Below are 23,769 nucleotides of genomic sequence, written 5' to 3' on the forward strand. Positions count from 1 at the left end.
AGGGACACCGGCATCAACGACACCGCCATGGGAAGGGCCAGGAGGAGAGGAGGAGAAGGGGACTCAGTTGTCCAGGATCTTCAGCTCGGGGTGCGCGGTGCCGCCCTCGATCGCCGTGGAGGCGATGTGCGAGGCGACGCGCGGGTCGACCGGGTCGTTGGCCGGGTCGTCCAGCACCCGCAGGTGCTCGTAGGTGGTCGAGCGCTGCGCCGGGACGCGGTCGGCGGCCCGGATGAGGTGGATCAGCTCGGTGAGGTTGGAGCGGTGCTTGGCACCCGCCGCCGAGACGACGTTCTCCTCCAGCATGACGGACCCGAGGTCGTCCGCACCGTAGTGCAGCGACAGCTGGCCGGCCTCCTTGCCGGTGGTGAGCCAGGAGCCCTGGATGTGGGCGACGTTGTCGAGGAACAGGCGGGCGATCGCGATCATCCGCAGGTACTCGAAGACGGTGGCCTGGGTCGAGCCCTTGAGGTGGTTGTTCTGCGGCTGGTAGGTGTACGGGATGAAGGCCCGGAAGCCGCCGGTGCGGTCCTGCACGTCGCGGATCATCCGCAGGTGCTCGATCCGCTCGGCGTTGGTCTCGCCGGTGCCCATCAGCATGGTGGAGGTGGACTCCACGCCGAGGCCGTGGGCGATCTCCATGATCTCCAGCCAGCGCTCGCCGGACTCCTTCAGCGGGGCGATCGCCTTGCGCGGCCGCTCAGGCAGCAGCTCGGCGCCGGCGCCGGCGAAGGAGTCCAGGCCGGCCTTGTGGATCCGGGTGATGGCCTCCTCGACGGAGACGCCCGAGATCCGCGCCATGTGCTCGACCTCGGAGGCGCCCAGCGAGTGGATCACCAGCTGCGGGAAGTCGGCCTTGATCGCCGAGAACGCCCGCTCGTAGTACTCCACGCCGTAGTCCGGGTGGTGGCCGCCCTGGAACATGATCTGGGTGCCGCCGAGCTCGACCGTCTCGGCGCAGCGGCGCAGGATCTCGTCGAGCTCGCGGGACCAGCCCTTGTCGCTCTTCGGCGGCACGTAGAAGGCGCAGAACTTGCACGCCGTCACGCAGACGTTGGTGTAGTTGATGTTGCGCTCGATGATGTACGTCGCGATGTGCTCGGTACCCGCGTAGCGACGGCGGCGCACCGCGTCGGCGGCGGAGCCGAGCGCGTGCAGCGGCGCCGAGCGGTAGAGCTCCAGCGCCTCCTCCGGGGTGATCCGGTCACCGGCGGTGGCGCGGTCGAGCACGGCCTTCAGGTCGGTGCTGGACGCATCGAGGGTGGTCGCTGCGAGCTCGGTCACCTGGCGGCCTTCTCTCTCTCAAGTGCTACTCGGGTACGGCCGAACCAGCCTACGCCAGCACATTCCGCCGCCCGCGTCAGCCCGCTGAACTGCGCACGGGCCGCCCCGGGCCGCGTCCGGGCCACCCCTGTACCGCGACCGGACCACGCCCCGGCCGGTCCCCCGCCGCAACCCTCAGCCGTCGGCCCTGCGCATCGTGCCGGCCGGGTTCCCGGCCGGCGGGTCGGCGGACGCGAAACGGATCGTCCCGTCTGACTGCAGGGTGAGCGTCTCCGCGTTGGAGCCGCCGGTGCAGGCGCCGGGCATCGAGGAGCGGACCAGTCGGGACTGGAACACCAGCTTGGTGGCGGAGGCCGACTTGAGGGTCCAGGCGCCCTCGCAGCTGATCGAGAGCAGCCCGGAGACGGCGTTGCGGCTGGTGGTGCTCTCCTGGCCGATCGCCGCCGGACGGACGGTGAGCGTGGTGGTCCCGCCGGGCAGCCCCTTGTCGGTGACCATGTCCCCGCTCCAGGTGCCCAGGAAGGCGGCGGGCACCACGCTCGGCCCGCCCGTCCCGGGCGGCACCGCACTCGGGTCGGGCGCCGTCGCGCTCCCCGGAGCGCCGGAGGCCGAGGTGGACCCGGAGGTGACGGCGCCGCTCGGCGGGACGGCCCGGCCCGGGTCTGCGGACGCCTCCGGCAGCGGCGCCGCCGTGGGCCCCGACACCCCCGGTTCGGCCCGGTGCAGCCACCCGTACAGCCCGTACCCGCCGCCCCCGAGCAGCACGAGCACCGCCGCGACCGCCGCCGCGTTCCGGGCCCGCCGCGGCCGCGCCCCCTGAGCGGGCCCGTCCCGGACGGGCCCGCTCAGCGGCGCGTGCTCCCCCGCGCCCTGCGGCCCGCCCGCGGACACGAAGGTCGGTGTCCGCACCGCCCCGGCCAGGGCACCGGAGGCACCCGCGTCCGCGCCCATCCCGTCCTGAGCTGCTTCCCCCGGCTGCCCCGGCTCCCCCATCTCCCCGTGCAGGTCCAGGTCCAGGTCCAGCAGCTCCACCGCGCTGCGTCCCACCCCCGCCGCCAGTTCCGCCGGCAGCCAGCCGCCCTGCGCCAGCCGGGCGGCGGCCGTGCCGTCCGGGTCCAGGCGGGCGCGCAGCTGCCGCGGGGTGGGCCGGGCAGCCGGGTCCTTGGCCAAGCAGCCGAGGACGATCCCGCGCAGCGGCTCGGGCAGCCCGGCCACGTCCGGCTCCTCGTGCAGCACCCGGTAGAGCAGCACGGCCGCGCTGACCCCTTCGCCGAAGGGGTGGACGCCGGTGGCGGCGAAGGCGAGGACGGCGCCGAGCGAGAAGACGTCCCCGGCCGGCCCGACGGCCTGCCCGTTCGCCTGTTCGGGTGACATGAAGCCGGGCGACCCGACCACGTAACCGGAACGGGTGAGGCCGCCCGCGGCGTCCAGGGCCCGGGCGATCCCGAAGTCGATCAGCCGCGGTCCGTCCAGGGTGAGCAGCACGTTGGACGGTTTGACGTCCCGGTGCACCAGGCCGAGTCCGTGGACGTGGGCCAGGGCCTCGGCGAGCCCGACGCCGAGCGAGCGCACGGCCGGCTCGGGCAGCGGCCCGTACGTCCGGACGGCGTCGCCGAGCGCGGGGCCCGCCACGTAGCCGGTGGCGGCCCAGGGGCGTGCGCCCTCGGTGTCGGCGTCCAGCACGGGCGCGGTCCAGGCGCCGCCCACCCGCCGGGCGGCGGCGACCTCCTGACGGAAGCGGGCGCGGAACTCGGCGTCGTCGGTGAGCTCCGACCGCACCACCTTGACGGCGACGGTGCGCCCGCCGGCCGTCCGGCCGAGGTAGACCCGGCCCATGCCGCCCGAGCCGAGCCGCCGCAGCAGCCGGTAGCCGCCCACCTGTCGCGGATCGTCCGACCCCAGTGCCCGCATCCCGCACGCTCCCCTCGCCCTCGCACGCGCGCTCCGCCGACCGACGGCCCACCGGACGCGCCTCGGGTGCAGACCGTACCGGGCCGGGCGGTGCTCCGCCCGGCCCTCGGGCCTGTCTTCACCCTTCCGCCCGCGCGGCGGCGCCGGTCGTACGAGGACGGGCACGGGCCCGCGAACAGCTGCGGGAACCCCGCAACCGGACGGCGCCCCCGCCTCCCCTGCGTCCCCTACATCCCCTGCGTCCCCAGCGGCAACGCCACCGGCTCCAGCAGCCGCACCGCGACGTCGGGGGCGAACCCGCTGTCGTGCGCGACCCGCCGGGCGAACTCCGTGACGCCGGCCAGCTGGCGCTCGCCGAGCGAGAAGTCGAGCGCCTCGCTGAAGTACCGCTCCAGCACGTCCGCTCCGAAGGCCTCCCAGCGGGCGGCCTGTTCGGCGACCTTGCCGGCCTCCACCAGCGACAGGTCGCGGGACTCCAGGAAGGCCCGGTGCACCGCGGCGGTCAGTTCCGGGGCGCGCTCGGCGAACTCGCGCCGCACCGCCCAGACCGCGAAGACGAAGGGCAGGCCGGTCCACTCCTTCCACATCTCGCCGAGGTCGTGGACGGTCAGCCCGAGGTCGGAGGCCTGCCCGAGGTAGGCGCGCAGGGCCGGGTCGCCGATCAGGACGGCGGCGTCGGCCTCGGCGAGCATCGCGCTGAGGTCCGGCGGGCAGCTGAAGTAGTCCGGGCGCACGCCCTCGCGCTCCTCCAGGAGCAGCCGGGCGAGCCGTACGGAGGTGCGGCTGGTGGAGCCGAGGGCGACCCGGCGGCCGTCGAGGTCGGCGAGCGGCACCTTGCTCACGATCAGGCAGGACATCACCGGGCCGTCGCTGCCGACCGCGATGTCCGGCAGGACCAGCAGGTCGTCCGCGTTGCGCAGGTACTCCACGCAGGTGATCGGGCCGATGTCCAGGGTGCCGTCGACGAGCTGGTCGCTCAGCTTTTCCGGGGTGTCCTTGGTGAGGTCCAGGTCGAGCAGGTTCCCGGTCCTGGCGAGTCCCCAGTAGAGGGGTACGCAGTTCAGGAACTGAATGTGGCCGACCCGGGGCCTGACCGGTGTGTTCTCCTGGGGCTCCCGCATCCGCGCGTCCGGTGTCCGTGCCTCCGGTGCTGCCACTGCGCCGCTCCCTCGCTGTTCGTGCCTCCCCGCAGCGTATGCCTGCTGTTCGCGGCGGCTCGCACCGGCCGTCCGACACGCCTTCACGCGCCCTCACGCGCCGTCGACGCGGCGCCGACACGGCGCCGACGCGCCTTTCCACACCCGCTGCCGGCACCCGCTCCGGCCCTTACGACACGCGCCTTCCACGCCGCAAGTGACCTCTGGTCGTCACAGCGGCCGCATGCTAGCGTTGCCCTCAGTTGCAGTTTGATTCCCCTTGCAGTACTTGAAGCCTGCGGAGCATGTAACCGCAGGCTTTTTGTAGTTTTTCAGCAATATCGAAAAATTTCGGACACGTCCGGAGGCAGGGCGATCAGCGCAGCGGACCGGGTGTCACACGGTGTGGCCCCCGACACGCATCGCAAGGAGAACGGCATGGCTCAGGGAACCGTCAAGTGGTTCAACGCTGAGAAGGGCTTCGGCTTCATCGCCCAGGATGGCGGCGGCCCCGACGTCTTCGTTCACTACTCCGCCATCAACGCGAACGGCTTCCGTTCGCTGGAGGAGAACCAGACGGTCACCTTCGACGTCACCCAGGGCCCGAAGGGCCCGCAGGCGGAGAACGTCACCGCTGTCTGACCATCCTCTGATGTTCTGATCGCTCGGGACCCGTACGGGTCCGCCGGCGGCTCCCGACAGCCGCCACCATGAGCACAAGAGCAGTACCCAAGGGGGCCCGCCCGTCGGCGGGCCCCCTGCCTTTTCGAAAGCCCGTCCCGGAGCGGAAGTTCGGGCACGGAGCGAAGGAATGCGGAAAGGGCCCCCTCCCGTCACCGGGAGAGGGCCCTTTCCGTCATGCCGGTCGAACGTCCCCTCTGGCGTTCGACCGCACGTTCCGTCCCGGGCCGCCCGCCTCAGGCCGCGACCGGGGTCGCGCCGCCCTGGCCGGCGGCGACGGCCGGCTCCGGGGTCTCGTCGTACAGGTCCCCGGACGGGTTGTTGTACGCGGCGACGTCCAGGATCTTCTCCCGGGCCGCGACCACGATCGGCACGACGACCTGGCCGGCGACGTTGGTCGCGGTGCGCATCATGTCCAGGATCGGGTCGATGGCGAGCAGCAGGCCGACGCCCTCCAGCGGCAGGCCCAGCGTGGACAGGGTCAGCGTCAGCATGATGATCGCGCCGGTGAGGCCCGCGGTGGCGGCCGAGCCGACCACCGAGACGAAGGCGATCAGGATGTAGTCCTTGACGCCCAGCTCGATGTTGAAGACCTGGGCGACGAAGATCGCGGCGACGGCCGGGTAGATCGAGGCGCAGCCGTCCATCTTGGTGGTGGCGCCGAACGGCACGGAGAAGGACGCGTACTCGCTCGGAACGCCGAGGCGCTCGGTGACGCGGCGGGTGACCGGCAGGGTGCCGACCGAGGAGCGGGAGACGAAGGCCAGCTGGATCGCGGGCCAGGCGCCCTTGAAGAAGTGCAGCGGGTTGAGCCCGGCGGCGAAGCGCAGCACCAGCGAGTAGACGACGAACAGCACCAGCGCGCAGCCGAGGTAGATGTCCAGGGTCAGCGTGGCGAAGGGCTTCAGCAGGTCCCAGCCGTACTTGGCGACGGACTTGCCGATCAGGCCGAGGGTGCCGAGCGGGGAGAGCCGGATGACCCACCACAGCGCGGTCTGGGTCAGCTCCAGCACGGACTCGCTGAGCTTGAGGACCGGCTCGGCCTTGGCGCCGAGCTTGAGGATCGCCGCGCCGACCACGACCGCCAGGAAGACGATCTGGAGCACGTTCACCTTGGTGAAGGAGTCGACGATGTTGGTCGGGAAGATCCCGGTCAGGAAGTCGATCCAGGTGCCCTTGGAGTCGAGCGCCTTGAGGCCCTCGGTCTTCAGGTTGGTGCCCTCGCCCGGGTTGGTCAGCAGACCCAGGCCGATGCCGATGCCGACCGAGATCAGCGAGGTGACCATGAACCAGAGCAGCGTGCGGGTGGCCAGGCGGGCCGCGTTGGTGACGTTGCGCAGGTTGGCGACGCTCACCACGATCGCGGTGAACACCAGCGGCGGGACGGCCAGCTTGAGCAGCTGGACGAAGATCTTGCCGATGGTCTCCAGGGTGGTGGCCAGCCAGGAGATGTCGGCGGCGCGGGCCAGGTAGCCGAGGCCGACGCCGAGCACGAGGCCGGCGACGATCTGCACCCAGAAGGGCGTCTTGCGGATGCGGGCGAGCACGGACGGCGACGAGGTCGCCTCGGGCGCTGTGGACATGGGGGAGCGTCTCCGGGGGAGGGCGTTGCTGACGGTGAGGTGGGGGCGGAGCGGGCGGCACGGCGCGGGGCCGGACGGGAGGGGTCGGGCCCCCGGTCAGGGGCGTGCCGCCGCGGTACAGCTCAGGGCGGCACAGCGCATGGCGCGACAACGGCGCGGGCTGTCCACAGCACCGGTCAGAGCACACGGGCGGGCGGCGGCGGGCAGGGGGCCCGGGCCGTGCATCCGCAGTGCGTCTGAGGCTGTCATGGCCGATACGTTAGCAGTAAAGGTTTGAGATGTTCAAAGTACTTGTTTGAGGTCGCGCAGCGCGCACGCCGCCCGAGGCCCGCCGCCGACCCGAATTCCGGACACGAACGAAGCTGACGCCCCATCAGGCCGACTCGGCGGCCCGATTGACCGCTGAGCAGTTATACGTATAACTTTGACGGCGTCCCTGCCCCTGCCTGCCCACCCGGAGAGGACGGCCGATGGGCTACCTCGCCCTGCTCCGTGCCCCGCACGTCACCCGCCTGCTGCTCGGCACCCTGCTCGGCCGCCTGCCCGCCGGCATGACCGCCCTCGTCATCGCCCTCGCCCTGCGCGACGCCGGCGTGACGTACGGCCGGGTCGGACTGGCCACCTCCGCCTATGCGATCGCCGCCGCCGTCGGCGGCCCGGTGCTCGGCCGGATCGTGGACCGCACCGGACAGCCGCGCGTCCTGCTCGCCTCCGCCGTGGTGGCCGGCGGCGGGTACGCGCTGCTCGCCCTCGCCCCCGGCTCCGCGCTCGGTGCGCCGATCGGGGCCGCGATCGCCGGCCTCGCCATGCCCCCGCTGGAGCCCTGCCTGCGCTCGCTCTGGCCGGACGTGGTCGAGGAGAAGCAGCTCGACACCGCGTACGCCTTCGACTCGGCCGCCCAGCAGATCCTCTACGTGGCCGGTCCGCTGGCCGTCGCCACCATCTCCGGACTGTTCAGCCCGGTCGCCGCACTCTGGGTGGCCGCCGGGCTCGGACTGGCCGGCGCGCTGATCGTCGCCACCGCCGGGCCCGCCCGGGCCTGGCGCGCCCCCGCGCAGGAACGGTCCGCCGGACTGCTCGGGCCGCTGCGCTCCCCCGGACTGGTGCTGCTGCTGGTCGGACTGGCCGGGGCCGGCTGGGCGGTCGGCGCGCAGAACGTGCTGTTCATCGCCTACGCCGAACAGCACGTCGGTACGCTGCCCGGCGGCGGAGGCACCCTGCTGGCACTGGCCGCGCTCGGCGGCCTGCTCGGCGCGCTCGCCTACGGCGCGGTCACCTGGCGCCGGACCACGGCCACCCGCACCTGGGTGATGGCCCTCGCGATGGCCGCCTCCTACCTGCCGCTGGTCACCCTGCCCGGGCCGTACCCGATGGCCGCGCTGGCCTTCCTCTCCGGAATCATGCTGGCCCCGCTGCTGGCGGCGGCGTTCGTCCTGGTCGCCGAACTGGCGCCGACCGGCACCGTCACCGAGGCCTTCGCCTGGCTGGTGACGCTGTTCGCCACCGGCAACTCGCTCGGCTACGCCGTCTCCGGCAAGCTCGCCGAGGACTCGCTGCGCCCGGTGGCGCTGTGCGCGGTGGGCGGGATCGCACTCGGCGGGCTGGTGCTGTTCGGCGCCCGGCGCTGGTTCCACCCGGCACCGCTCGCCCCGGCCGCCCGGCCCGTCCCGGTGGGCTGACCCACCCCCACGAACGACTGCGCCCGCCGGCGGGCGCAGTCCTGTCACCGGTGACGAACCGTCACCGCCCGGTCGGGCCCGTACCGGCCGGCGCCGTGGAGGAACGCAGCACCAGCGAGGTGGCCAACGGCGCGACCGGCGCCACCCGCTCCCCGCGCAGCAGGGCCGCCAGCGCGGCCGCGCCCGCCCGGCCCAGCTCCTCGCCCGGCAGGTCGACGGTGGTCAGCGGCGGGGCGAGCAGCGCGGCCACCGCGACGTTGTCCATGCCGACCACCGACAGGTCCTCCGGCACCCGCAGCCCCAGCTCGGCAGCGGCCTGGTAGACCCCGGAGGCGACCACGTCGTCGTCGCAGATCACCGCCCGCGGCCGGTCCGCCCGCTCCAGCAGCCGGCCCGCGACGGTCCGCGCGGCCCGGTGGCCGTCGTTCAGACTCACACCCAACTCCAGGACGTCCAGGTCGAGTTCACGGACAGCCTGCTCGAAGGCGGCCTGCCGAACCCGGAAGGTGTAGGCGGAGTGGCTGGAGCGCAGCCGGCCGATCCGGCGGTGGCCGAGCGCGGCCAGGTGCTCGACCGCGGCACGCATCCCGCCGGCCACGTCGAGCTCGACGGTCGGACGCGCCCGGTCGGTGCCGGGGTCGGCGTCCAGGAAGACGGCGGGGGTGTCGACGGGCAGCTCACCGAGCTGGCTGTCGTCCGGGGAGCAGATCAGCAGGCCGTCGAAGCGGCCGGCGGTGGCGGCCTCGGCCAGGGTGGCGCTGCCCCAGCCGGAGCTGACCACGACGGCCAGGCCGTTGCGGCCGGCCTCCTCGTGGACGCCCTCCAGCACCCGGCCGAAGAACGGGCCCTGGAGGTTCGGCACGGCCAGCAGGATCATCCCGCTGCGGCCGAGCCGCAGCTGCCGCCCGGCCGCCTGCGGACGGTAGCCGAGGCTGCGGGCGGCCTCGCGGACCCGCCCCCGGGTGGCCTCGGAGACCCGCCGGCCGGCCTCGGCGCCGGAGAAGACCAGGGAGACGGTGGCCTGGGAGACCCCGGCGAGCCGCGCCACGTCCCGCCCGGTGGGGCGGCGGACGGGGGCCGGCCAGGTGCCGAGCGCCCCCTCGGACGCCCCCTCGGAGGGCGGCTGCCCGGCGGGCGGCTCGGACGGCGCGGAGTCTCGGGTGGCGGGCACGGCGGCTGCGCTCCGGGGCCGGGCCCGGGTCAGTTCTGGCCGGCGGTGGCCGAGCGGGCGGCGTCGTCGGCGGCGTCCTCCTCGGCGTTCTGCGCGGCGATCCGGTCGGCGGTACGGCTGCGCATCCCGGAGACCTTGCCGCTGATCTGCGTGGACATCTCGTCGCGCTGCCTGCTCAGCAGCGCGTAGCTGAGCGGCGCGGAGGCGACCGCGGCCAGCAGGAACAGGAAGATCATGCCGGCCTCACCGCTGACCGGGATGATGCCGAAGTGCCCGAGCAGCAGGGCCACCAGCAGGCAGCCGAGGAAGATGCTGACCCGCAGCGAGGTGTAGCGGAGCGTGGCGTGCGACTTCTCCGGGCCGTTGCTGGTCACTCGACACGTCCTTCTTCGTTGCGCTGGGGCGGGTTCTCCAGTCAAGCATGCCTGACGGCCGGAGCGGGGCACGGGGCACCCGATCCGGCCCGCGGCCCGGCGGGCGGTCGTCAGCGCAGGTCGAGCCAGAGGGTGATGTCGTCCCGGTCGTCCCCGGGGGCGACCCGGATCGCGGCCGGCACCCGGCCGACCTCCCGGTAGCCGCTGCGGGCGTAGAACCGCTCCAGCCCGAGGCCGCCGCGCGCAGTGAGCCGCAGCGACTCCAGGCCCCACTCCCGGGCCACCCGCTCGGCCTCGGCGAGCAGTCGGGCGCCGTGGCCCAGGCCCTGGAAGTCGGGGTGCACCATGACCCGCTTGAGCATCCGCCAGTGCTCCATGAGGTCGAAGCGCATCGACTCGAAGAACAGCACGCCGACCAGCCGGCCCGTCGCGCTCTCGTGCGCGACGAGCAACCGGTCCGGGCCGTCCGGTCCGACCCCGGCGAACTGGCGCTCGGCGGTGTCCCGGACCTCCTCCTCGGTGACCGGCGCCACGAAGCCGACCGCCCCGCCGGCGTTGGTGACGTCGACCCACAGCCGGACGACGGCCGTCCGAAGATCGGGGTCGAGCTCGGGGTCCAGGGTGAAGGTGAGCGCCATGGAGCGGAGCCTAGACCTCCGGTACGACGGTCCTACCGGGAGGTCCGGCGCCCCCCGGCCGCGCGGACCACCCGTCACGAGAGGGCCGGCACCGCCCGTCACGGAAGGGCCGGCACCGCCCGGTCGGCCCGCCCGCCGCGCAGCGCCAGGCAGAGCCCGACCGCGACCGCGCACAGCGCGCCGGCGCCGTACCAGGTGAGGTCGTAGTTGCCGAGGGCGTCACGGGCCAGGCCCGCCAGCCCGGCGACGACGGCCGCGCCGATCTGGTGGGCGGCGAGCACCCAGCCGAAGACGATCGGGGCGTCCTCGCCGAAGTGCCGGCGGCACAGCGCGACGGTCGGCGGCACGGTGGCCACCCAGTCCAGGCCGTAGAAGATCACGAAGGCGAGGATCGGCGGCTGGAGCGATCCGGCCAGCAGCTGCGGCAGCAGGAGCAGGGACAGGCCGCGCAGCCCGTAGTAGACCGTCAGCAGCACCCGGGAGTCGACCCGGTCGGTGAGCCAACCGCTGAAGACGGTGCCGAGCACGTCGAACACGCCGATCAGCGCGAGCAGGCTCGCGGCGGTGGTGACCGGCATGCCGTGGTCGTGCGCGGCCGGGATGAAGTGGGTGCCGACCAGGCCGGCGGTGGTTGCGCCGCAGATCGCGAAGGAGCCGGCCAGCAGCCAGAACGCCCGGACCCGCGCGGCGTTCCGCAGCACCCGCAGCGAGCGGGCCAGGGCTCGGCCGTCAGTGACCGTCGCGGCCGGGGCCTCGGTCGCACCGTACGGGAGCAGGCCGAGGTCGGCGGGGCGCTCGCGCATCAGCAGCAGCACCGGGACGGCGACGGCGCTGGCGGCGAGCGAGACCACGACCACGGCCGAACGCCAGCCGTGCTGCTCGACCAGCCAGGCGCCGATCGGCAGGAAGACCAGGTTCCCCGCCGCTCCGGCGGCCGTCAGCACTCCGGTGACCAGGCCCTGGCGGGCCCGGAACCAGCGCCCGGTGATGGTGGTGGCGAAGGCTCCGGCCATCGAGCCGCTGCCGAGGCCGACCAGCACGCCCCAGCAGAGCACCAGTTGCCAGGGCTCGCGCATCAGCATGGTCAGCCCGGAGCCGACCGAGATGGTCAGCAGCGCGCAGACCACCACCAGGCGCACCCCGAACCGGTCCATCAGGGCGGCGGCGAAGGGGGCGGTGAGGCCGTAGAGCGTCAGGTTGACGGAGGTGGCGCTGGAGATCGTCCCGAGCGACCAGCCGAACTCGTTGTGCAGGGCGTCCATCATCAGGCTCGGCGTGGAGCGGAAGCCGGCCGAGCCGAGCAGGACGAGCAGGGAGACGCCGGCCACCACCCAGGCGTAGTGCACCCGGGGGCGCTCGGCCGGGGCGGGCGGTTCGGAGCGGGATGCGGGGGCGAGGGCGCTGCGTTCGGTCACGCGAACGAGTGTTCCGGGCCGCCCCGGGCCGGACGAGTGGCCTGAATGACAGCTTTCGCAAGATTCGGGCCATGGCCCGCAGTACCCTGGCCCGGACCCACCGACGCCCGAGGGGACGGCATGGCACACCTGGTCGCGGTACTCGCCCTGGAGGGCGTGATCGCCTTCGAACTCGGCATCCCCGCCCGCATCTTCGGGGGCGCCAAGGACCCGGCCGGACGGCCGCTGTACGAAGTGGCCACCTGCACCCTGGACGGACGGCCGGTCACCACCAGCGCCGACTTCCGGGTCATGGTCGACCACGGGCCCGAACTGCTGGAACGGGCGGACACCGTACTGATCCCGGCCTCCGCCGACTCCGCCCCGGCCGTCGCCGACGCCTGCTTCACCCCGCCCCTGGCCGCCGCGCTGGCCCGGATCCGGCCCGGCACCCGGCTGATGTCGATCTGCACCGGCTCCTTCGTCCTGGCCGCCGCCGGCCTGCTGGACGGCCGCCCGGCCACCACCCACTGGCGCTACACCGAGCGCTTCGCCCGGCTGTTCCCCAAGGTGCGGCTGGACCCCGACGTGCTCTACACCGACGACGGCGACATCCTCACCTCCGGCGGGGTGGCCGCCGGGGTGGACCTGTGCCTGCACGTGGTGCGCCGCGACCACGGCAGCGCGGTGGCCAACGCGGTGGCCCGCAACTGCCTGGTGCCGCCGTGGCGCGAGGGCGGGCAGAAGCAGTACGTGGAGGCCCCGAGCCCGGTGGACTCCGGCGGCAGCGGCACCGCCGCGGTGCGCGCCTGGGCACTGGAGCACCTGGACCGGCCACTGGCGCTGCGGCAGCTCGCCGACCGGGCGGGGATGAGCGTACGGACCTTCACCCGGCGCTTCCGCGAGGAGACCGGCGCCAGCCCCGGCCAGTGGATCACCACCCAGCGAACCGAGCGGGCCCGCCAATTGCTGGAACGGACCGATCTGACGATCGACCAGGTCGCCCGGGAGTCCGGTTTCGGCACCGCCGCCTCGCTGCGACTTCAGCTGCGCGGCCGGCTCGACGTCGCACCGAGCGCCTACCGGCGGACCTTCCGCTCCGCCCCGGAAGGCCGCGCCTCCTGAGTGCGGCCCGGCGACCGCCCGACCGGTGGCCGAATCCCGTCGGGCGCCGGCGGCGGATCGGATGGCGGCAGGCCGCGCCCACCCCGAGCACGGTACGGCAGGCCGCCATCCAGCCCCGGCGCGCGAGCCCTGATCCCGCGCCACACCCTCCGCACTCGCCGAGGAGCGGCCCGTGACCGGCCGTCCGTGGTCCGCCCTGCCGGCACGAATCCCCTGGACAGCGGCACCGCGGCGGTGGACGGACATCCCCTCGGCGTCCCCTCGCGACGGAGCGCCGCACCCAAGCGTGATCAGTCGGATACGTCACGTCAATGGGTAGTCCGAAATTCGGAATGGTTGCGTCACCTTTCGGCCGGTGATCAGCACCGTGCTCGGCACGGTCCGACGGCCGCCGCGAAAGCCGCTATTGCGCCAAAGCCGCCCAGTCCACGTCGGCCAGCGGATCCGCGGGACGGGCGTCGCTGCCGATCTCGCACCAGACCCGCTTGCCCGAGTCCTCCGGGTACCAGCCCCAGCGCTCGCAGAGCAGTTCGACCAGCTCCAGGCCGCGCCCGTTGGTCGCGTCCTCGTCCGCGCCCGCGTGCCGCGGCGTCGGCGCGGCCCGGCTCGCGTCGGCGACCTCCACCCGCAGCGGGGCGGCCGGTCCGCCCTCCTGCGGGCCGTCGGCCACCGGCAGACAGAGCCTCAGCACGGCCGGACAGCCCGTGTGCACCACGGCGTTGGTCACCAGCTCCGAGACCACCAGCACCACCGTCTCGGCCATCGGCGCGTCCGGGTCCACCCCGTGGTTCAGCAGCCGCGAGCGCACCCATCGACGGGCCCGGCCGACCTCGGCGGGGTCGGCCTGCACCGCCAGCTGTACCTGAAGAACCTGCACCGCTCCACCACCCGCACTCGCAGTTCGGCCGTAGTCCCGATCGGGCCGGATCGGCCGGCGGGCCCTCGCACGTCGCCCGGCGCCACCCGAGCCGTGCCCGAGCGCCCGCCCGGTCTGTCCGTCCGCACCCACTCGCCCGCGCCGTCTCGTCGGTCGGGCACCCGGCCGCGACACGAATACGCCTCAGGATGGGCGGGGGGACGGACCGCAGCAAGCGCTTCGGGCATATTCCGGCGATCGGGCGACAGCGCGGTGCATACTGTCCCGCTCACTCTCGCGAGGCTCGTACCGGTGATCGTCCGACCCGGCCGACCCGCTGGTCCCGCTGGTCCCGCTGGTCCCGCTGGTCCCGCAGTCGGGAACCTACCGCCGCGCGCCCCGCGCACCCCTCCCGCCACTCACGAACCACCCGTGCGACATATGTCCGACGGCTCTCGAACGGTGGCATCGGCGGACGGGTCCCACCGGCCGACGATCCGGCCGCGGGAGGACGACCCGGCCCGGGCGAGGGGCCCCGGCGAGGAACCCGGAGGGACCCCGGCGAGGGGATCCGGGCGAGGGGTCCGGGCCGGGAGGCGCATCCATGAGGAGGGGTGATCCGCCAGGAACGGTTCCGTTCTTGCCGCAATCGCCCCCGGCGCCGCCCGGCCGCAAGATACCGTTGGGTAAGCCAGCGACCCCGGTCAGGAGGGTGGTTCCCGATGGCCACCCCGGAGCGGACCCCGCGCTGGGACGAGCAGTTGCAGCGCCGCCTCGCCCGCGGCGAGGAGACGGCGCTCGGCGAACTCTACGACCAGCTCGCACCGATGGTGCACGGCCTGGCCGGACGGATACTCGCCGACCAGGCCGCCGCCACCCAGCTCACCCGGGAGGTCTTCGCCCACGCCTGGGAGCACCCCGAGGACTTCGACCCCGACCGGGGCACCCTGCGCTCATGGCTCGGCGCGCTGACCCACCACCGCGCGGTCGAACGGCTGCGGGCCCGGCGGGCCGCCGAACTCGCACCGGGCGCGGAGGCCGAGATCCGCGCCGTGGCCACCGCCGCGAGGATGCAGTACGTGGTCGACTCCCTGCCCCAACCCCTGCGTGAGACCATCGCGGTGACCTACTACGACGGCCGCACCTACCGCGAGACGGCCCGACTGCTCGGCATCAGCGAGCAGGCCGCCAAGCAGCGGATGCGGCTCGGTCTGGAGCTGCTGGCCACCGAACTTGCCGACGAACGCGCCCGCCAGGACGGCACCGGGGACGGGGAGACGTGAGCAGCACTGAGGAGCGGCACGACGCCCTGCGCTCGATGCTCGGCGCGTGGGCCCTCGGCGCCTGCCCGGCCCGCGAGGCCGCCGAGTTGGAGCAGCACCTGCGCGACTGCCGGGAGTGCGCCGAGGAGGCGGCCCGGCTGCGCGAGGCGGCCGGCTGGCTCTCCCTGGACGAGCCGCTGGACCAGCCCGGCTCGCTGCGCCAGCAGGTGCTCGACTGGTGCCTGGCCCGCCGGCCGGCCCAACTGCCCGTCCCCGCCTGGGGCATGCCGTACACGGCGGAGACCGCCAAGCTCGACGCGCTGCTGCGCGACCTCGGCCCGGAGGAGTGGCAGGAGGTGGCGGAACTGCCGTGGCACGGCGGCACCGAGCGGCTGCGCCCGGCCGAGGTGCTGGGCCACCTGACCGCGGTGGACGGCTTCCTGGCGCTGGCACTCGGCCTGCCCGACCCGGTGCCGGCCGCTCCGGGCCCGCCCGCCGCACCGGCCGGGCGGCGGGTGCCCCCGCAGGAGCCGGCCGCCGGACCGTCCGTGCCGCGCGTCCCGCCGCAGGGCGGCCGGTACGCCGGGGTCACCGCGCGCACCGGCCGGCTGATCGCCGACCAGGCCGGCCTGGCGCCGCAGTCGGTGCGCTCCCGCTGGCGGCGGCAGGCCCACGACCTGGTGCGCAGCGCCGCGCTCGTGCCGCAGGGCAACACCCCGGTCGACTACGGCTTCGCGGTGCTGCCGCTGCGCGACGCCTTCGTGGACCGCGCCTTCGAGTGCTTCGTGCACGGCGAGGACGTGGCCCGGGCGGTCGCCTACCCGTACGACCCGCCGACGCCGCAGCACCTGCGGCAGATGGTGGAGCTGGTGGTCCGGCTGCTCCCCCGGGCGCTGGCCGGGCTGCGCGCGGCCCGGCCCGAGCACGCCGGGGCGCCGGGTGCGCCGGAGGGCGGGGCCCGGACGGCCCGGCGGGTGCGGCTGATGGTCGACGGCCCGGCGGGCGGCGAGTGGCTGATCACCCTGGACGGCGGCGACGGCGCGGCCGTCGGCAGCGGCGGCCCGCCCGGCGGGGAGCCGGTGGCGTCGATGGTGCTGGACGGCCTGGAGCTGTGCCAGCTGGCCGCCGCGCACCGCGACCCGGACCGGCTGCCGGTCGGCGAGCACGGCGACCGGTCCGCGGTCCGCGAGGTGCTGCACGCGCTCCCGCTGCTCTCCCGGCCGTAGCGGCCCGCCGTCCGCGCGCAGCGACCCGCCCGGAGCGGTTACGCGAAGACGACCGTACGGGTCCCGTCCAGCAGCACCCGGTGCTCGCTGTGCCACTTCACCGCGCGCGCCAGCGCCTGGCACTCGACGTCCCGGCCGAGCGCGACCAGCTGGTCGGGGCTGACGTCGTGGGTGACCCGGGCCACCTCCTGCTCGATGATCGGGCCCTCGTCCAGGTCGGCGGTGACGTAGTGCGCGGTGGCGCCGATCAGCTTGACGCCGCGCGCGTGCGCCTGGTGGTACGGCTTGGCGCCCTTGAAGCTCGGCAGGAAGGAGTGGTGGATGTTGATCACCCGGCCGGACAGTTCGGCGCACAGCCGGTCGGAGAGCACCTGCATGTAGCGGGCCAGCACGACCAGTTCGACGTTCTCCTCGGCGACCAGGTCGAGCAGCCGCTGCTCGGCCTCGGCCTTGGTGTCCTTGGTGACCGGGATGTGGTGGAACGGGATGCCGTAGCTCTCGGTCAGGTCCCGCAGGTCGGTGTGGTTGGAGACGACCGCGGCGATCTCCACCGGCAGGGCGCCGATCCGGGTGCGGTAGAGCAGGTCGTTCAGGCAGTGCCCGAACTTGCTGACCATGAGCACGATCCGCATCCGCTGCTCGGTCGGGTGGATCTGCCAGTCCATCCCGAAGGAGGCGCCGATCGCGGCGAAGCTGGCCCGCAGCTTGTCGGCGGTGACGGGCTCGGGGGCGGAGAAGTGCACCCGCATGAAGAAGAGCCCGCTGTCACCGTCCCCGAACTGCTGGCTGTCGATGATGTTGCAGCCGGTCATGAAGAGGTAGCTGGAGACAGCGTGGACGATGCCCTGCTTGTCGGGGCAGGACAGCGTGAGGACGTACTGGGCGCTGACCGGCTGCTGTTCCACTGGGAGTATCCCGTTCTGAGGTCGTGACGTGCGTGGATGGTCCAGCGTGTCACATCCCGGACACCCGCCGCCCCGCTGCCCGTACTGCGGGACGGCGGCGGTCCGGCGGGTCAGAGCTTGGTGAGGATGCGCAGCACGTCCAGCGACTTGGGCGACGCGTCCGGGTCGTCCCCGTCGCCCGAGGCCAGCACGACGTGCGCCTCGCGGGCGGCCCGGACGGTCTCCGGCCAGCCGGGGTGGCCGAGGTAGGCGGAGGCCGGCGCGTCCGCACCGACCTCGTGCAGCATCTGCACGGCCCGCAGCACCGCGACGTCCACCAGCGCGGCCTCGGCGGAGTCGCGGAGGATCGTCCCGATGTACTTCTCGGCCGACCAGCGGTCCAGCCAGGTGTCCTCGACGAGGCGGTAGACGGCGTCGGTCACGTCGCCGTACCCCTCCCGGCCGGTCAGCCAGGTCTCCTGCTGGAAAGCGGGGTCGGACAGCATGTGCAGCGCCGAGCGCAGTCGGGCTCGCCAGCGCCACCAGGGCAGGTCGTTGAGCGGCATGCCGCCCATCGTGCTGGAGCGGTGGCCCGGACGAGAAGGGTTTCGGGCGGACCGATACGAAGAATCTGTGCTGGCGGACATGGTGAACGATCGTACGTTCCCCGTCTGTTCGTGCTCCACTCGCGATCTACACGCGTACCACTCCGGATTTCGGCGGCCGTTCGCCATCCGTTCGCATTTCGGCCCTCTCGGCTTGTGGCGCCGGGGCTTGGCTTGCTCCGGTGCGCCGGAGTGCGCCCCAGAGAGGGAAAAGCGATGACCAGCCGAAGGGACTCCTTCCAGGCCCGTCCCCCGATCGTGCGGCGCCGCCGCCGACGCCCGATCGCAGCCGCCGCCACCGCCGCGGCCCTGCTCCCCACCCTCTTCTCGGCCTCCGCGTGCGGCGGACCGGCCGATGCCTCGACCACCGGCGACGACCTGACCGTGATGACCTGGGCCCCGGCCGGCACGGGCTCCGCCGACCGCCCGGGCATGACGGCGCTCGCCTCCGCCATCGGCCAGGACGTCAACGCCAAGGGCGGCGTGAACGGCCACCGGCTGCGCGTGATCACCTGCAACGAGCACAACACCGCGGACGGTGCCCGCGCCTGTGCCCAGCAGGCGGTGGACGCCAAGGTGGTCGCCGTGATCGGCTCCTACAGCCAGTGGGGCGAGGCGTTCATGCCGGTGCTGGAGCGCGCCGGCATCCCGCTGATCGGCGGCTACGGGCTCTCCCAGCCGGAGTTCTCCAGCCCGCTGTCCTACCCGGTGGACGGCGGCATGCCGGCGCTGATCGCGGGCAACGGCCGCCAGCTGGTGGACGCCGGCTGCCGGACCGTCTCCCTGGTCCGCCCGGACACCCCGGCCGGCGACAACCTGCTCGGCTACCTGGGCACCGCCCTGCGGCCGGCCGGGATCAGGCTGACGGACGTCAAGGCGCCCGAGCAGTCCTCCGACTACACCCCGGTGATCCGCAAGGCGATCGGCAAGGACGAGCCGGGCAACTGCATCACCAGCGCCCTGGCCGCCGAGCCGACCGGCAACCTGCTGGACTCCTACCGGCGGCTGAACGCGAAGAACACCCGGATCGCCTCGGTGATCGGCAGCGTCCAGCAGTCGGTGGTGGACTCCACCGGCGGCGACTCCGGCCCGCTCGGCGGCGCCTACGTCACCAGCTGGTACCCGCCGGAGTCGGCGAAGATCTGGGACGGGCTGCGCGCGGTGGTGCGCACCGACACCACCGGCGGGCACCCCATCGACGTCTCCGACCCGGGAGTGCAGACCACCTGGGTCGCGTACGAGGTGTTCCGGACGGCGGTGCAGAAGCTGGCGGAGGGCGGCCGGACGGTCACTCCGAAGACGGTCTCCTCGCTGCTGGACAGCGGGGAGGGCATCGACGTCGGGATCACCCCGCCGCTCAACTGGGGCACCACCAACATGCTGCCCAGCGGCGGGTCGCCGCGGCTGGTGAACACCTGGGTCACCTACCAGGTGGTCAAGAACGGCCGGATGACCCTGCAGCAGCCGGGCTTCGTGGACATCCGCTGGGCACTCACCGGGGGCCGTCCGCCGGCCTGACGCGGACCGCCCGGGGCGAGGGTGGGGGGACGGGCCTTTGCGGCCCGTCCCCCTCGTCGTTCACGGGCCGCCGTCGTTCACGGGCCGCCGTCCCCCGTCGACCGCCGTCCCCCGTCGACCGGCATCCCCCGTCGACCGCCGTCGACCGCCGTCGCTCAGAGGTCGCCGTCGCTCCGGTTGGGCAGTCCGGTCTGGGCGGCGATCGCGTTCCAGAGCGTGGCGGCCTGCTTCTTCGCCGTGGTCGCGGTGCCGCTCGCCTGGACGGCGTTCTTGTAGTGCTGGTTGTCCTGCTTCTTCGCGTCGCAGGCGCCCTGCGCGTCCTGCGCCCAGAGCGCGTACTCGTCGTCGGCCTGGGCCGAGGCCGTCCAGGCCGCGTTGAGCTGGTCGACGAGCTGCTGACCGCCGGGCAGCTTGTCGGCCTTCAGCTGGCCGAGCTTGCTCTGGAGCTCGCGCCGCTTGCCGGCCGCGGCCGTCAGCGCCTGCTGGGACTCGGGCAGCTTGTCGCACTTCTGCACCGAGGCGACCGCGGAGACCACCGAGCTGCGGCTGTCGCTCGCGGTGCCCAGCAGGTCCGACAGCGGCTGCGCCTGGGCCTTGACCTCCGGGTCGACGGCCGTGCCGGAGCCGCTCGCGCTCGGCGCCCCGGGGGTGGTGGTGGCGCCGGCGGTGGCGGCCGCCGGGGTGGTCTTCTTGTCGTCCTTGGTCTCGTCGCCGCCGCTCATCAGGACGGCGACCAGGATGCCGGCCGCCGCGCAGCCCGCCACCACGCCGCCGATGATCAGCTTGTTGGACGAACGTCCGCCGCGTCCCGAGCCGCCCGCCCGGGTCGCGTCGTGCCCCTGGTCGTACCCCTGGCCGTAGTCCTGCCCCTGCTCCGGGGCGTAGCCCTGGTGGTGGTCCTGGGCCGGGTAGGCCGGCTGCGGCTGGGCGGCCGGCGGATAGGCCTGGTACCCCGGCGCGGGCTGCGGCTGCGGGTAACCGGGCTGGGCCTGCGCCGCCGGGTAGCCGGCCGCCTGCGGGTCGCCGGCGGGGTACGGCGGCAGGTACTGGGTCTCCGGAGCCGGATCGGGCTGCGGGGCACCGTACCCGGGCTGCGGCGCGCCCCACGGGGCCCCCTGCCCCGGCATCGGCCGGCCCGGCAGCGAGTGCCCGGGCATCGACTGGCCCGGCACCGGCTGCGCGGGCATCGCCTGGGTGGGCAGCGCGTGCGCGCCCTCGCCGAGGTACTCCGGCTGCCCCGACGGTTGTCCCACCGGCGGCACGGCCGAGTGGGCCTGCGGCCGGCCCGGCTGCCCCTGCGGCTGGCCGGGCTCGGGGCGGAACAGGTCGTCCAGGTTGAAGTCACCGGAGTTCGGGTACGAGCGGCGCTGACTCAACGCGATTCCTCACCTGTGCAGGACCGCGCACTGACGGCGGACCACATCTCGTCGGTTCTTGGGAGCATCACAGTTCCTTGGACGTCGCGCCCACGCTACCGGTTCGCCTCACCGGGTGACCACGTGGGCGGGACATCCATCACGCTCCCTGCACAGACGATCCGCGACCGCCCAGGGCCCGGGCCGCCCCCGGGCCCGAGGCGCGGAGGCGGGCCCGGGGCCTAGGCCGCCTCGGCGTCCGCGCGGGCGTGGAACTCCCGGACCACCCGCTGCTCCCGGTACGGCTCCAGCCGGCGCCGGAACTCGTCCAGGTACTCCACGCCCCGGTTGGACCGCAGCCCGCTCAGCAGCCGGACCGCCTGGGCGCCCGTCTCGCAGGCGCGTTCCAGGTCCCGCTGCTGGAGCTGGGCGGTGGCCAGCAGGACGAGGTCCACCGCACGGCGCCGGACCCGGGTCGGCGGGTGCAGGTCGAGCGCCCGGCGGGCGTAGTGCTCGGCCTGGCCGGCCTGCTCCAGGTCCCGGTGGCAGTGGGCCAACTCGTCGGCGAGGTAGGCGTCGTCGAAGTGGGCGATCCAGTCCGGGTCGTCCTCCGGGCGGCGGCGCTCCATCATCTCCAGGGCCCTGGCCGACACCGTCTCGCAGGAGCGGGCGTCACCGAGCAGGGCGTGGCCGCGGGCCTCGGCGGCGTAGAACATCGCCATCGCCGTCGGGGTGGCCACCGAGCGGGCGCCCTCCTGGGCGGCGCGGGCGAGTTGGGCGATCTCCCGCGGGTTGCCGAGGGTCGCCGCCAGGTGGCTCATCGAGGCGGCCAGCACGTAGCCGCCGTAGCCGCGGTCGTCGGCGGCCTGGGCCAGTCGCAGCGCCTGGATGTAGTAGCGCTGGGCGAGGCCGGGCTGCCCGGTGTCCACCGCCATGTAGCCGGCCAGTTCGGTCAACCGGGCCACGGCGGCGAAGAGTTGGCGACCGGTCTCCTCCCGGTAGGCGCCGCCGAGCAGGCCGGAGACCACCGAGTTGAGGTAGTGCACCACCACCGGGCGCACATGGCCGCTGCCGAAGCGGTGGTCCAGGTCGACCAGCATCGTGGTGGTCGCCCTGATCGCGGCCACGTCGGTCGGGCCGACCCGGGGGCCGCCGGCCCGCGCCACCACCGGGTCCGGCGGGGTGATCAGCCAGTCCCGGCTGGGTTCCACCAGCGCGGAGGCGGCGACCGTCGCGCCGGTCAGGAAGTCCCGCCGGCCGACGTCACTGCGCCAGAGTTCGCAGACCTGCTCCAGGGCGGCACCGATGGTCGGCGCGAACTGGAGCCCGATGCCGGAGCTCAGGTTCTTGCCGTCCGCCATGCCGATCTCCTCGACCGACACGCTGCGGCCGAGCTTGCGGCCCAGGGCCTCGGCGATCACGGCCGGCGCCTGCCCGCGCGGCTGCTGCCCGCGCAGCCAGCGGGCCACGGAGGTCTTGTCGTACCGAAGGTCCAGCCCGTGCTCGGCGCCGCAGAGGTTGACCCTCCGGGCCAGGCCGGCGTTGGAGCAGCTGGCCTCCTGGATCAGTTGCTGCAGACGCTCGTTGGGCTGTCGTGCGACGAGTGGTCTCGCGGCCATTGGGCTTCGCCTCCCCACACCCTCCGGTCCCGGCCGGCGGGCGACGATTCTGCTGATCTGTTGCCGACTGTCCGACCGTCCAAGGAATCTGACACCAGGTTAGCGATCAGCAACGCCAGCGGGATACCCACGGTGACGAACCGCACCCCCCTTGCGCCCTGGGAAATGCTCCTGTGCGCCCCCACTGCGCCTGCCCTCGGCCCCACCAACTCGGTCGACTAACCGGAACGGGTGACATTGCCGGGATGCACCCAACCGGGCGCCATCGGGCCGTAACCAGCCTCACACACGGTAGTTGAGTACCCCGTGGAAGACATCCCCGACGCCTCGGACCGGAACGAGAAGGCCGCTCCACCCCCCTTGCTCGTCGAAGCCGTCGGCTACGCCGAGAACCGCCACTGGGAGGTGGCCCCGGGCGCCTGGCTGATCGACGACGGCGGCGGCGGTGTCCGCTGCTCCTGCGGGGACCGCCGCTGCACGCTGCCGGGCGCCCACCCGCTGGACGCGGACTGGGCGCGGACGGCGAGCGCCGGCCCCGGCGCGGTGCGGAGCTGGTGGACCGACCGGCCCCGGGCGTCGATCCTGCTGCCCACCGGGCGCTCGTTCGACGTGCTGGACGTCCCGGAGACGGCCGGCTGTCTGGCGCTCGCCCGGATGGAGCGGATGGACCTCCAGCTCGGCCCGGTCGTGGTCCAGCCCGCCGCGCCCGGGCTGATCGGGCGGCGACTGCACTTCCTGGCACTGCCCGGGGCCGCGGCCAGGCTCCCGGAGATGCTCCGCCGGCTCGGCCGGCCGCCGGGCCGGCTGGACCTGGTCGCCCGGGGCGAGGGGGACTGGACGGTCGCCCCGCCGTCCCGGATCGGCTCCCTCGGGTACGCCCAGTGGGCCCGCTCCCCCTCCGCGCTCAACCGCTGGCTGCCGGACGCCGCCGAGCTGATCGGCCCGCTGGCCTACGCCTGCGCCCGCGAGACGCCCTCGGGCCGCACCGCCCGGGCCGCCCGGCCGACGCCGGTGGGCTGAGTTCCGCCGGTTCCGCCCGGCCCCTTCAACGGCCGCCCTCCGCCGATCGGGTGAGGGTGCGCACCGCGCGACACAACGCGCGCGAGTGACGGGCCTTGTCTCCCACCGGGGACGGGGCCCGTCATACGCATGTCCGGATAAGGCTTCCGTGTACCCGCTGGTCAACGGGAAAAGCCCCTCGTACGAGTGACGGCACTCAAGGATTGCCATGATCGGCCGAGGGGAGGAATTGCGGTGTGTGGGGACGCCGGCAGGGGCGCTCGGACGGGGAAGCCGGGCGGCGGCGACGGAGGGGAAGCGGGAGGGAACAGGAGGGGACGGGAGGGAACGGGGAGGCGAGCGGGCCCGCTGCACCGGGAGCAGCGGGCCCCCTCGGCTGTTAGCGTCCCGCGCCACAGGCCAGGGCGACGAAAAAGTGCATGGCGATGTACGTTCCCACCACCCCCCC

20 protein-coding genes are annotated in these 23,769 nt (G+C 73.9%); 7 read left to right on the plus strand and 13 right to left on the minus strand.

Annotated features, from left to right (window positions below):
- Positions 1 to 63: 63 nt before the first annotated feature.
- From mqnC to ACWGJO_RS10580, 3 genes are all read right to left on the minus strand, one after another.
- Positions 64 to 1,284: a cyclic dehypoxanthinyl futalosine synthase gene (gene mqnC, locus ACWGJO_RS10570; protein WP_359902223.1), complete on the minus strand. Its 1,221-nt coding sequence runs from the start codon at positions 1,282 to 1,284 to the stop codon at positions 64 to 66.
- A gap of 174 nt (positions 1,285 to 1,458) precedes the next feature.
- Complete coding sequence (locus ACWGJO_RS10575) at positions 1,459 to 3,195, minus strand: protein kinase domain-containing protein (protein ID WP_452183072.1); 1,737 nt, start codon at positions 3,193 to 3,195, stop codon at positions 1,459 to 1,461.
- Positions 3,196 to 3,422: 227 nt separating this feature from the next.
- On the minus strand, positions 3,423 to 4,316 hold the full coding sequence (locus tag ACWGJO_RS10580) for a menaquinone biosynthetic enzyme MqnA/MqnD family protein (RefSeq protein WP_452183103.1): 894 nt from the start codon (positions 4,314 to 4,316) through the stop codon (positions 3,423 to 3,425).
- Between the two features lie 453 nt (positions 4,317 to 4,769).
- Between ACWGJO_RS10580 and ACWGJO_RS10585 the strand changes: the two genes are divergently transcribed.
- Positions 4,770 to 4,973, plus strand: coding sequence for a cold-shock protein (locus tag ACWGJO_RS10585; RefSeq protein ID WP_188301247.1), 204 nt, complete (start codon positions 4,770 to 4,772; stop codon positions 4,971 to 4,973).
- Between the two features lie 275 nt (positions 4,974 to 5,248).
- Here ACWGJO_RS10585 and ACWGJO_RS10590 read toward each other — a convergent pair whose 3' ends face one another.
- Positions 5,249 to 6,595 (minus strand): dicarboxylate/amino acid:cation symporter, encoded by a 1,347-nt coding sequence (locus ACWGJO_RS10590; RefSeq protein WP_452183073.1) that lies wholly within the window; start codon positions 6,593 to 6,595, stop codon positions 5,249 to 5,251.
- A 470-nt stretch (positions 6,596 to 7,065) separates the two neighbouring features.
- Here ACWGJO_RS10590 and ACWGJO_RS10595 point away from each other — a divergent pair, with 470 nt between their 5' ends.
- Complete coding sequence (locus tag ACWGJO_RS10595; protein WP_452183074.1) at positions 7,066 to 8,274, plus strand: MFS transporter; 1,209 nt, start codon at positions 7,066 to 7,068, stop codon at positions 8,272 to 8,274.
- A 61-nt stretch (positions 8,275 to 8,335) separates the two neighbouring features.
- On the opposite strand, the gene ACWGJO_RS10600 is transcribed toward ACWGJO_RS10595, so the two are convergent.
- From ACWGJO_RS10600 to ACWGJO_RS10615, 4 genes are all read right to left on the minus strand, one after another.
- Positions 8,336 to 9,445 carry a LacI family DNA-binding transcriptional regulator gene (locus ACWGJO_RS10600; RefSeq protein ID WP_452183075.1) on the minus strand — a complete coding sequence of 370 codons (1,110 nt, stop codon included), beginning with the start codon at positions 9,443 to 9,445 and terminating at the stop codon, positions 8,336 to 8,338.
- Between the two features lie 29 nt (positions 9,446 to 9,474).
- On the minus strand, positions 9,475 to 9,819 hold the full coding sequence (locus ACWGJO_RS10605; RefSeq protein WP_452183076.1) for a DUF4229 domain-containing protein: 345 nt from the start codon (positions 9,817 to 9,819) through the stop codon (positions 9,475 to 9,477).
- A 110-nt stretch (positions 9,820 to 9,929) separates the two neighbouring features.
- Positions 9,930 to 10,457, minus strand: a complete 528-nt coding sequence (locus ACWGJO_RS10610; protein WP_452183077.1) for an N-acetyltransferase family protein — start codon at positions 10,455 to 10,457, stop codon at positions 9,930 to 9,932.
- Positions 10,458 to 10,555: 98 nt separating this feature from the next.
- Positions 10,556 to 11,872: an MFS transporter gene (locus tag ACWGJO_RS10615; RefSeq protein WP_452183078.1), complete on the minus strand. Its 1,317-nt coding sequence runs from the start codon at positions 11,870 to 11,872 to the stop codon at positions 10,556 to 10,558.
- 120 nt (positions 11,873 to 11,992) lie between these two features.
- On the opposite strand from ACWGJO_RS10615, the gene ACWGJO_RS10620 reads away from it, so the two are divergent.
- Complete coding sequence (locus tag ACWGJO_RS10620) at positions 11,993 to 12,976, plus strand: GlxA family transcriptional regulator (protein WP_452183079.1); 984 nt, start codon at positions 11,993 to 11,995, stop codon at positions 12,974 to 12,976.
- Positions 12,977 to 13,379: 403 nt separating this feature from the next.
- Here the strand turns inward: ACWGJO_RS10620 and ACWGJO_RS10625 are convergent, their stop codons facing one another.
- Positions 13,380 to 13,853, minus strand: a complete 474-nt coding sequence (locus tag ACWGJO_RS10625; protein WP_359902194.1) for an ATP-binding protein — start codon at positions 13,851 to 13,853, stop codon at positions 13,380 to 13,382.
- 701 nt (positions 13,854 to 14,554) lie between these two features.
- On the opposite strand from ACWGJO_RS10625, the gene ACWGJO_RS10630 reads away from it, so the two are divergent.
- Both ACWGJO_RS10630 and ACWGJO_RS10635 read left to right on the plus strand, forming a co-directional pair.
- On the plus strand, positions 14,555 to 15,115 hold the full coding sequence (locus tag ACWGJO_RS10630; RefSeq protein ID WP_452183080.1) for a sigma-70 family RNA polymerase sigma factor: 561 nt from the start codon (positions 14,555 to 14,557) through the stop codon (positions 15,113 to 15,115).
- A complete protein-coding gene (locus ACWGJO_RS10635; RefSeq protein ID WP_452183081.1) occupies positions 15,112 to 16,320 on the plus strand; it encodes a zf-HC2 domain-containing protein in 1,209 nt (402 codons plus the stop codon). Before ACWGJO_RS10630 ends, ACWGJO_RS10635 begins: the two co-directional genes overlap by 4 nt.
- A gap of 38 nt (positions 16,321 to 16,358) precedes the next feature.
- Here the strand turns inward: ACWGJO_RS10635 and purU are convergent, their stop codons facing one another.
- A complete protein-coding gene (gene purU, locus ACWGJO_RS10640; protein ID WP_452183082.1) occupies positions 16,359 to 17,225 on the minus strand; it encodes a formyltetrahydrofolate deformylase in 867 nt (288 codons plus the stop codon).
- Positions 17,226 to 17,335: 110 nt separating this feature from the next.
- Positions 17,336 to 17,770: an SCO4402 family protein gene (locus ACWGJO_RS10645; protein ID WP_387691537.1), complete on the minus strand. Its 435-nt coding sequence runs from the start codon at positions 17,768 to 17,770 to the stop codon at positions 17,336 to 17,338.
- A gap of 255 nt (positions 17,771 to 18,025) precedes the next feature.
- On the opposite strand from ACWGJO_RS10645, the gene ACWGJO_RS10650 reads away from it, so the two are divergent.
- Positions 18,026 to 19,327, plus strand: a complete 1,302-nt coding sequence (locus tag ACWGJO_RS10650) for an ABC transporter substrate-binding protein (protein ID WP_380538391.1) — start codon at positions 18,026 to 18,028, stop codon at positions 19,325 to 19,327.
- A 155-nt stretch (positions 19,328 to 19,482) separates the two neighbouring features.
- On the opposite strand, the gene ACWGJO_RS10655 is transcribed toward ACWGJO_RS10650, so the two are convergent.
- Together ACWGJO_RS10655 and ACWGJO_RS10660 are read right to left on the minus strand one after the other, a co-directional pair.
- Positions 19,483 to 20,703: a hypothetical protein gene (locus ACWGJO_RS10655; RefSeq protein WP_452183083.1), complete on the minus strand. Its 1,221-nt coding sequence runs from the start codon at positions 20,701 to 20,703 to the stop codon at positions 19,483 to 19,485.
- A 221-nt stretch (positions 20,704 to 20,924) separates the two neighbouring features.
- A complete protein-coding gene (locus tag ACWGJO_RS10660) occupies positions 20,925 to 22,301 on the minus strand; it encodes a tetratricopeptide repeat protein (protein WP_359902173.1) in 1,377 nt (458 codons plus the stop codon).
- A gap of 306 nt (positions 22,302 to 22,607) precedes the next feature.
- On the opposite strand from ACWGJO_RS10660, the gene ACWGJO_RS10665 reads away from it, so the two are divergent.
- Positions 22,608 to 23,321, plus strand: coding sequence for a bifunctional DNA primase/polymerase (locus ACWGJO_RS10665; protein WP_452183084.1), 714 nt, complete (start codon positions 22,608 to 22,610; stop codon positions 23,319 to 23,321).
- The last annotated feature ends 448 nt before the right edge of the window (positions 23,322 to 23,769 follow it).

Source organism: Kitasatospora sp. NPDC054795, assembly GCF_053611565.1.

Excerpts from the sequence above, each read along its gene's own strand:
- ACWGJO_RS10620 (WP_452183079.1), top strand. The coding sequence starts at position 11,993 with ATGGCACACCTGGTCGCGGTACTCGCCCTGGAGGGCGTGATCGCCTTC.
- ACWGJO_RS10595 (WP_452183074.1), top strand. The coding sequence starts at position 7,066 with ATGGGCTACCTCGCCCTGCTCCGTGCCCCGCACGTCACCCGCCTGCTG.
- ACWGJO_RS10645 (WP_387691537.1), bottom strand. The coding sequence starts at position 17,770 with ATGCCGCTCAACGACCTGCCCTGGTGGCGCTGGCGAGCCCGACTGCGC.
- ACWGJO_RS10660 (WP_359902173.1), bottom strand. The coding sequence starts at position 22,301 with ATGGCCGCGAGACCACTCGTCGCACGACAGCCCAACGAGCGTCTGCAG.
- ACWGJO_RS10585 (WP_188301247.1), top strand. The coding sequence starts at position 4,770 with ATGGCTCAGGGAACCGTCAAGTGGTTCAACGCTGAGAAGGGCTTCGGC.
- ACWGJO_RS10580 (WP_452183103.1), bottom strand. The coding sequence starts at position 4,316 with ATGCGGGAGCCCCAGGAGAACACACCGGTCAGGCCCCGGGTCGGCCAC.
- ACWGJO_RS10630 (WP_452183080.1), top strand. The coding sequence starts at position 14,555 with ATGGCCACCCCGGAGCGGACCCCGCGCTGGGACGAGCAGTTGCAGCGC.
- ACWGJO_RS10650 (WP_380538391.1), top strand. The coding sequence starts at position 18,026 with ATGACCAGCCGAAGGGACTCCTTCCAGGCCCGTCCCCCGATCGTGCGG.
- ACWGJO_RS10590 (WP_452183073.1), bottom strand. The coding sequence starts at position 6,595 with ATGTCCACAGCGCCCGAGGCGACCTCGTCGCCGTCCGTGCTCGCCCGC.
- ACWGJO_RS10610 (WP_452183077.1), bottom strand. The coding sequence starts at position 10,457 with ATGGCGCTCACCTTCACCCTGGACCCCGAGCTCGACCCCGATCTTCGG.
- ACWGJO_RS10575 (WP_452183072.1), bottom strand. The coding sequence starts at position 3,195 with ATGCGGGCACTGGGGTCGGACGATCCGCGACAGGTGGGCGGCTACCGG.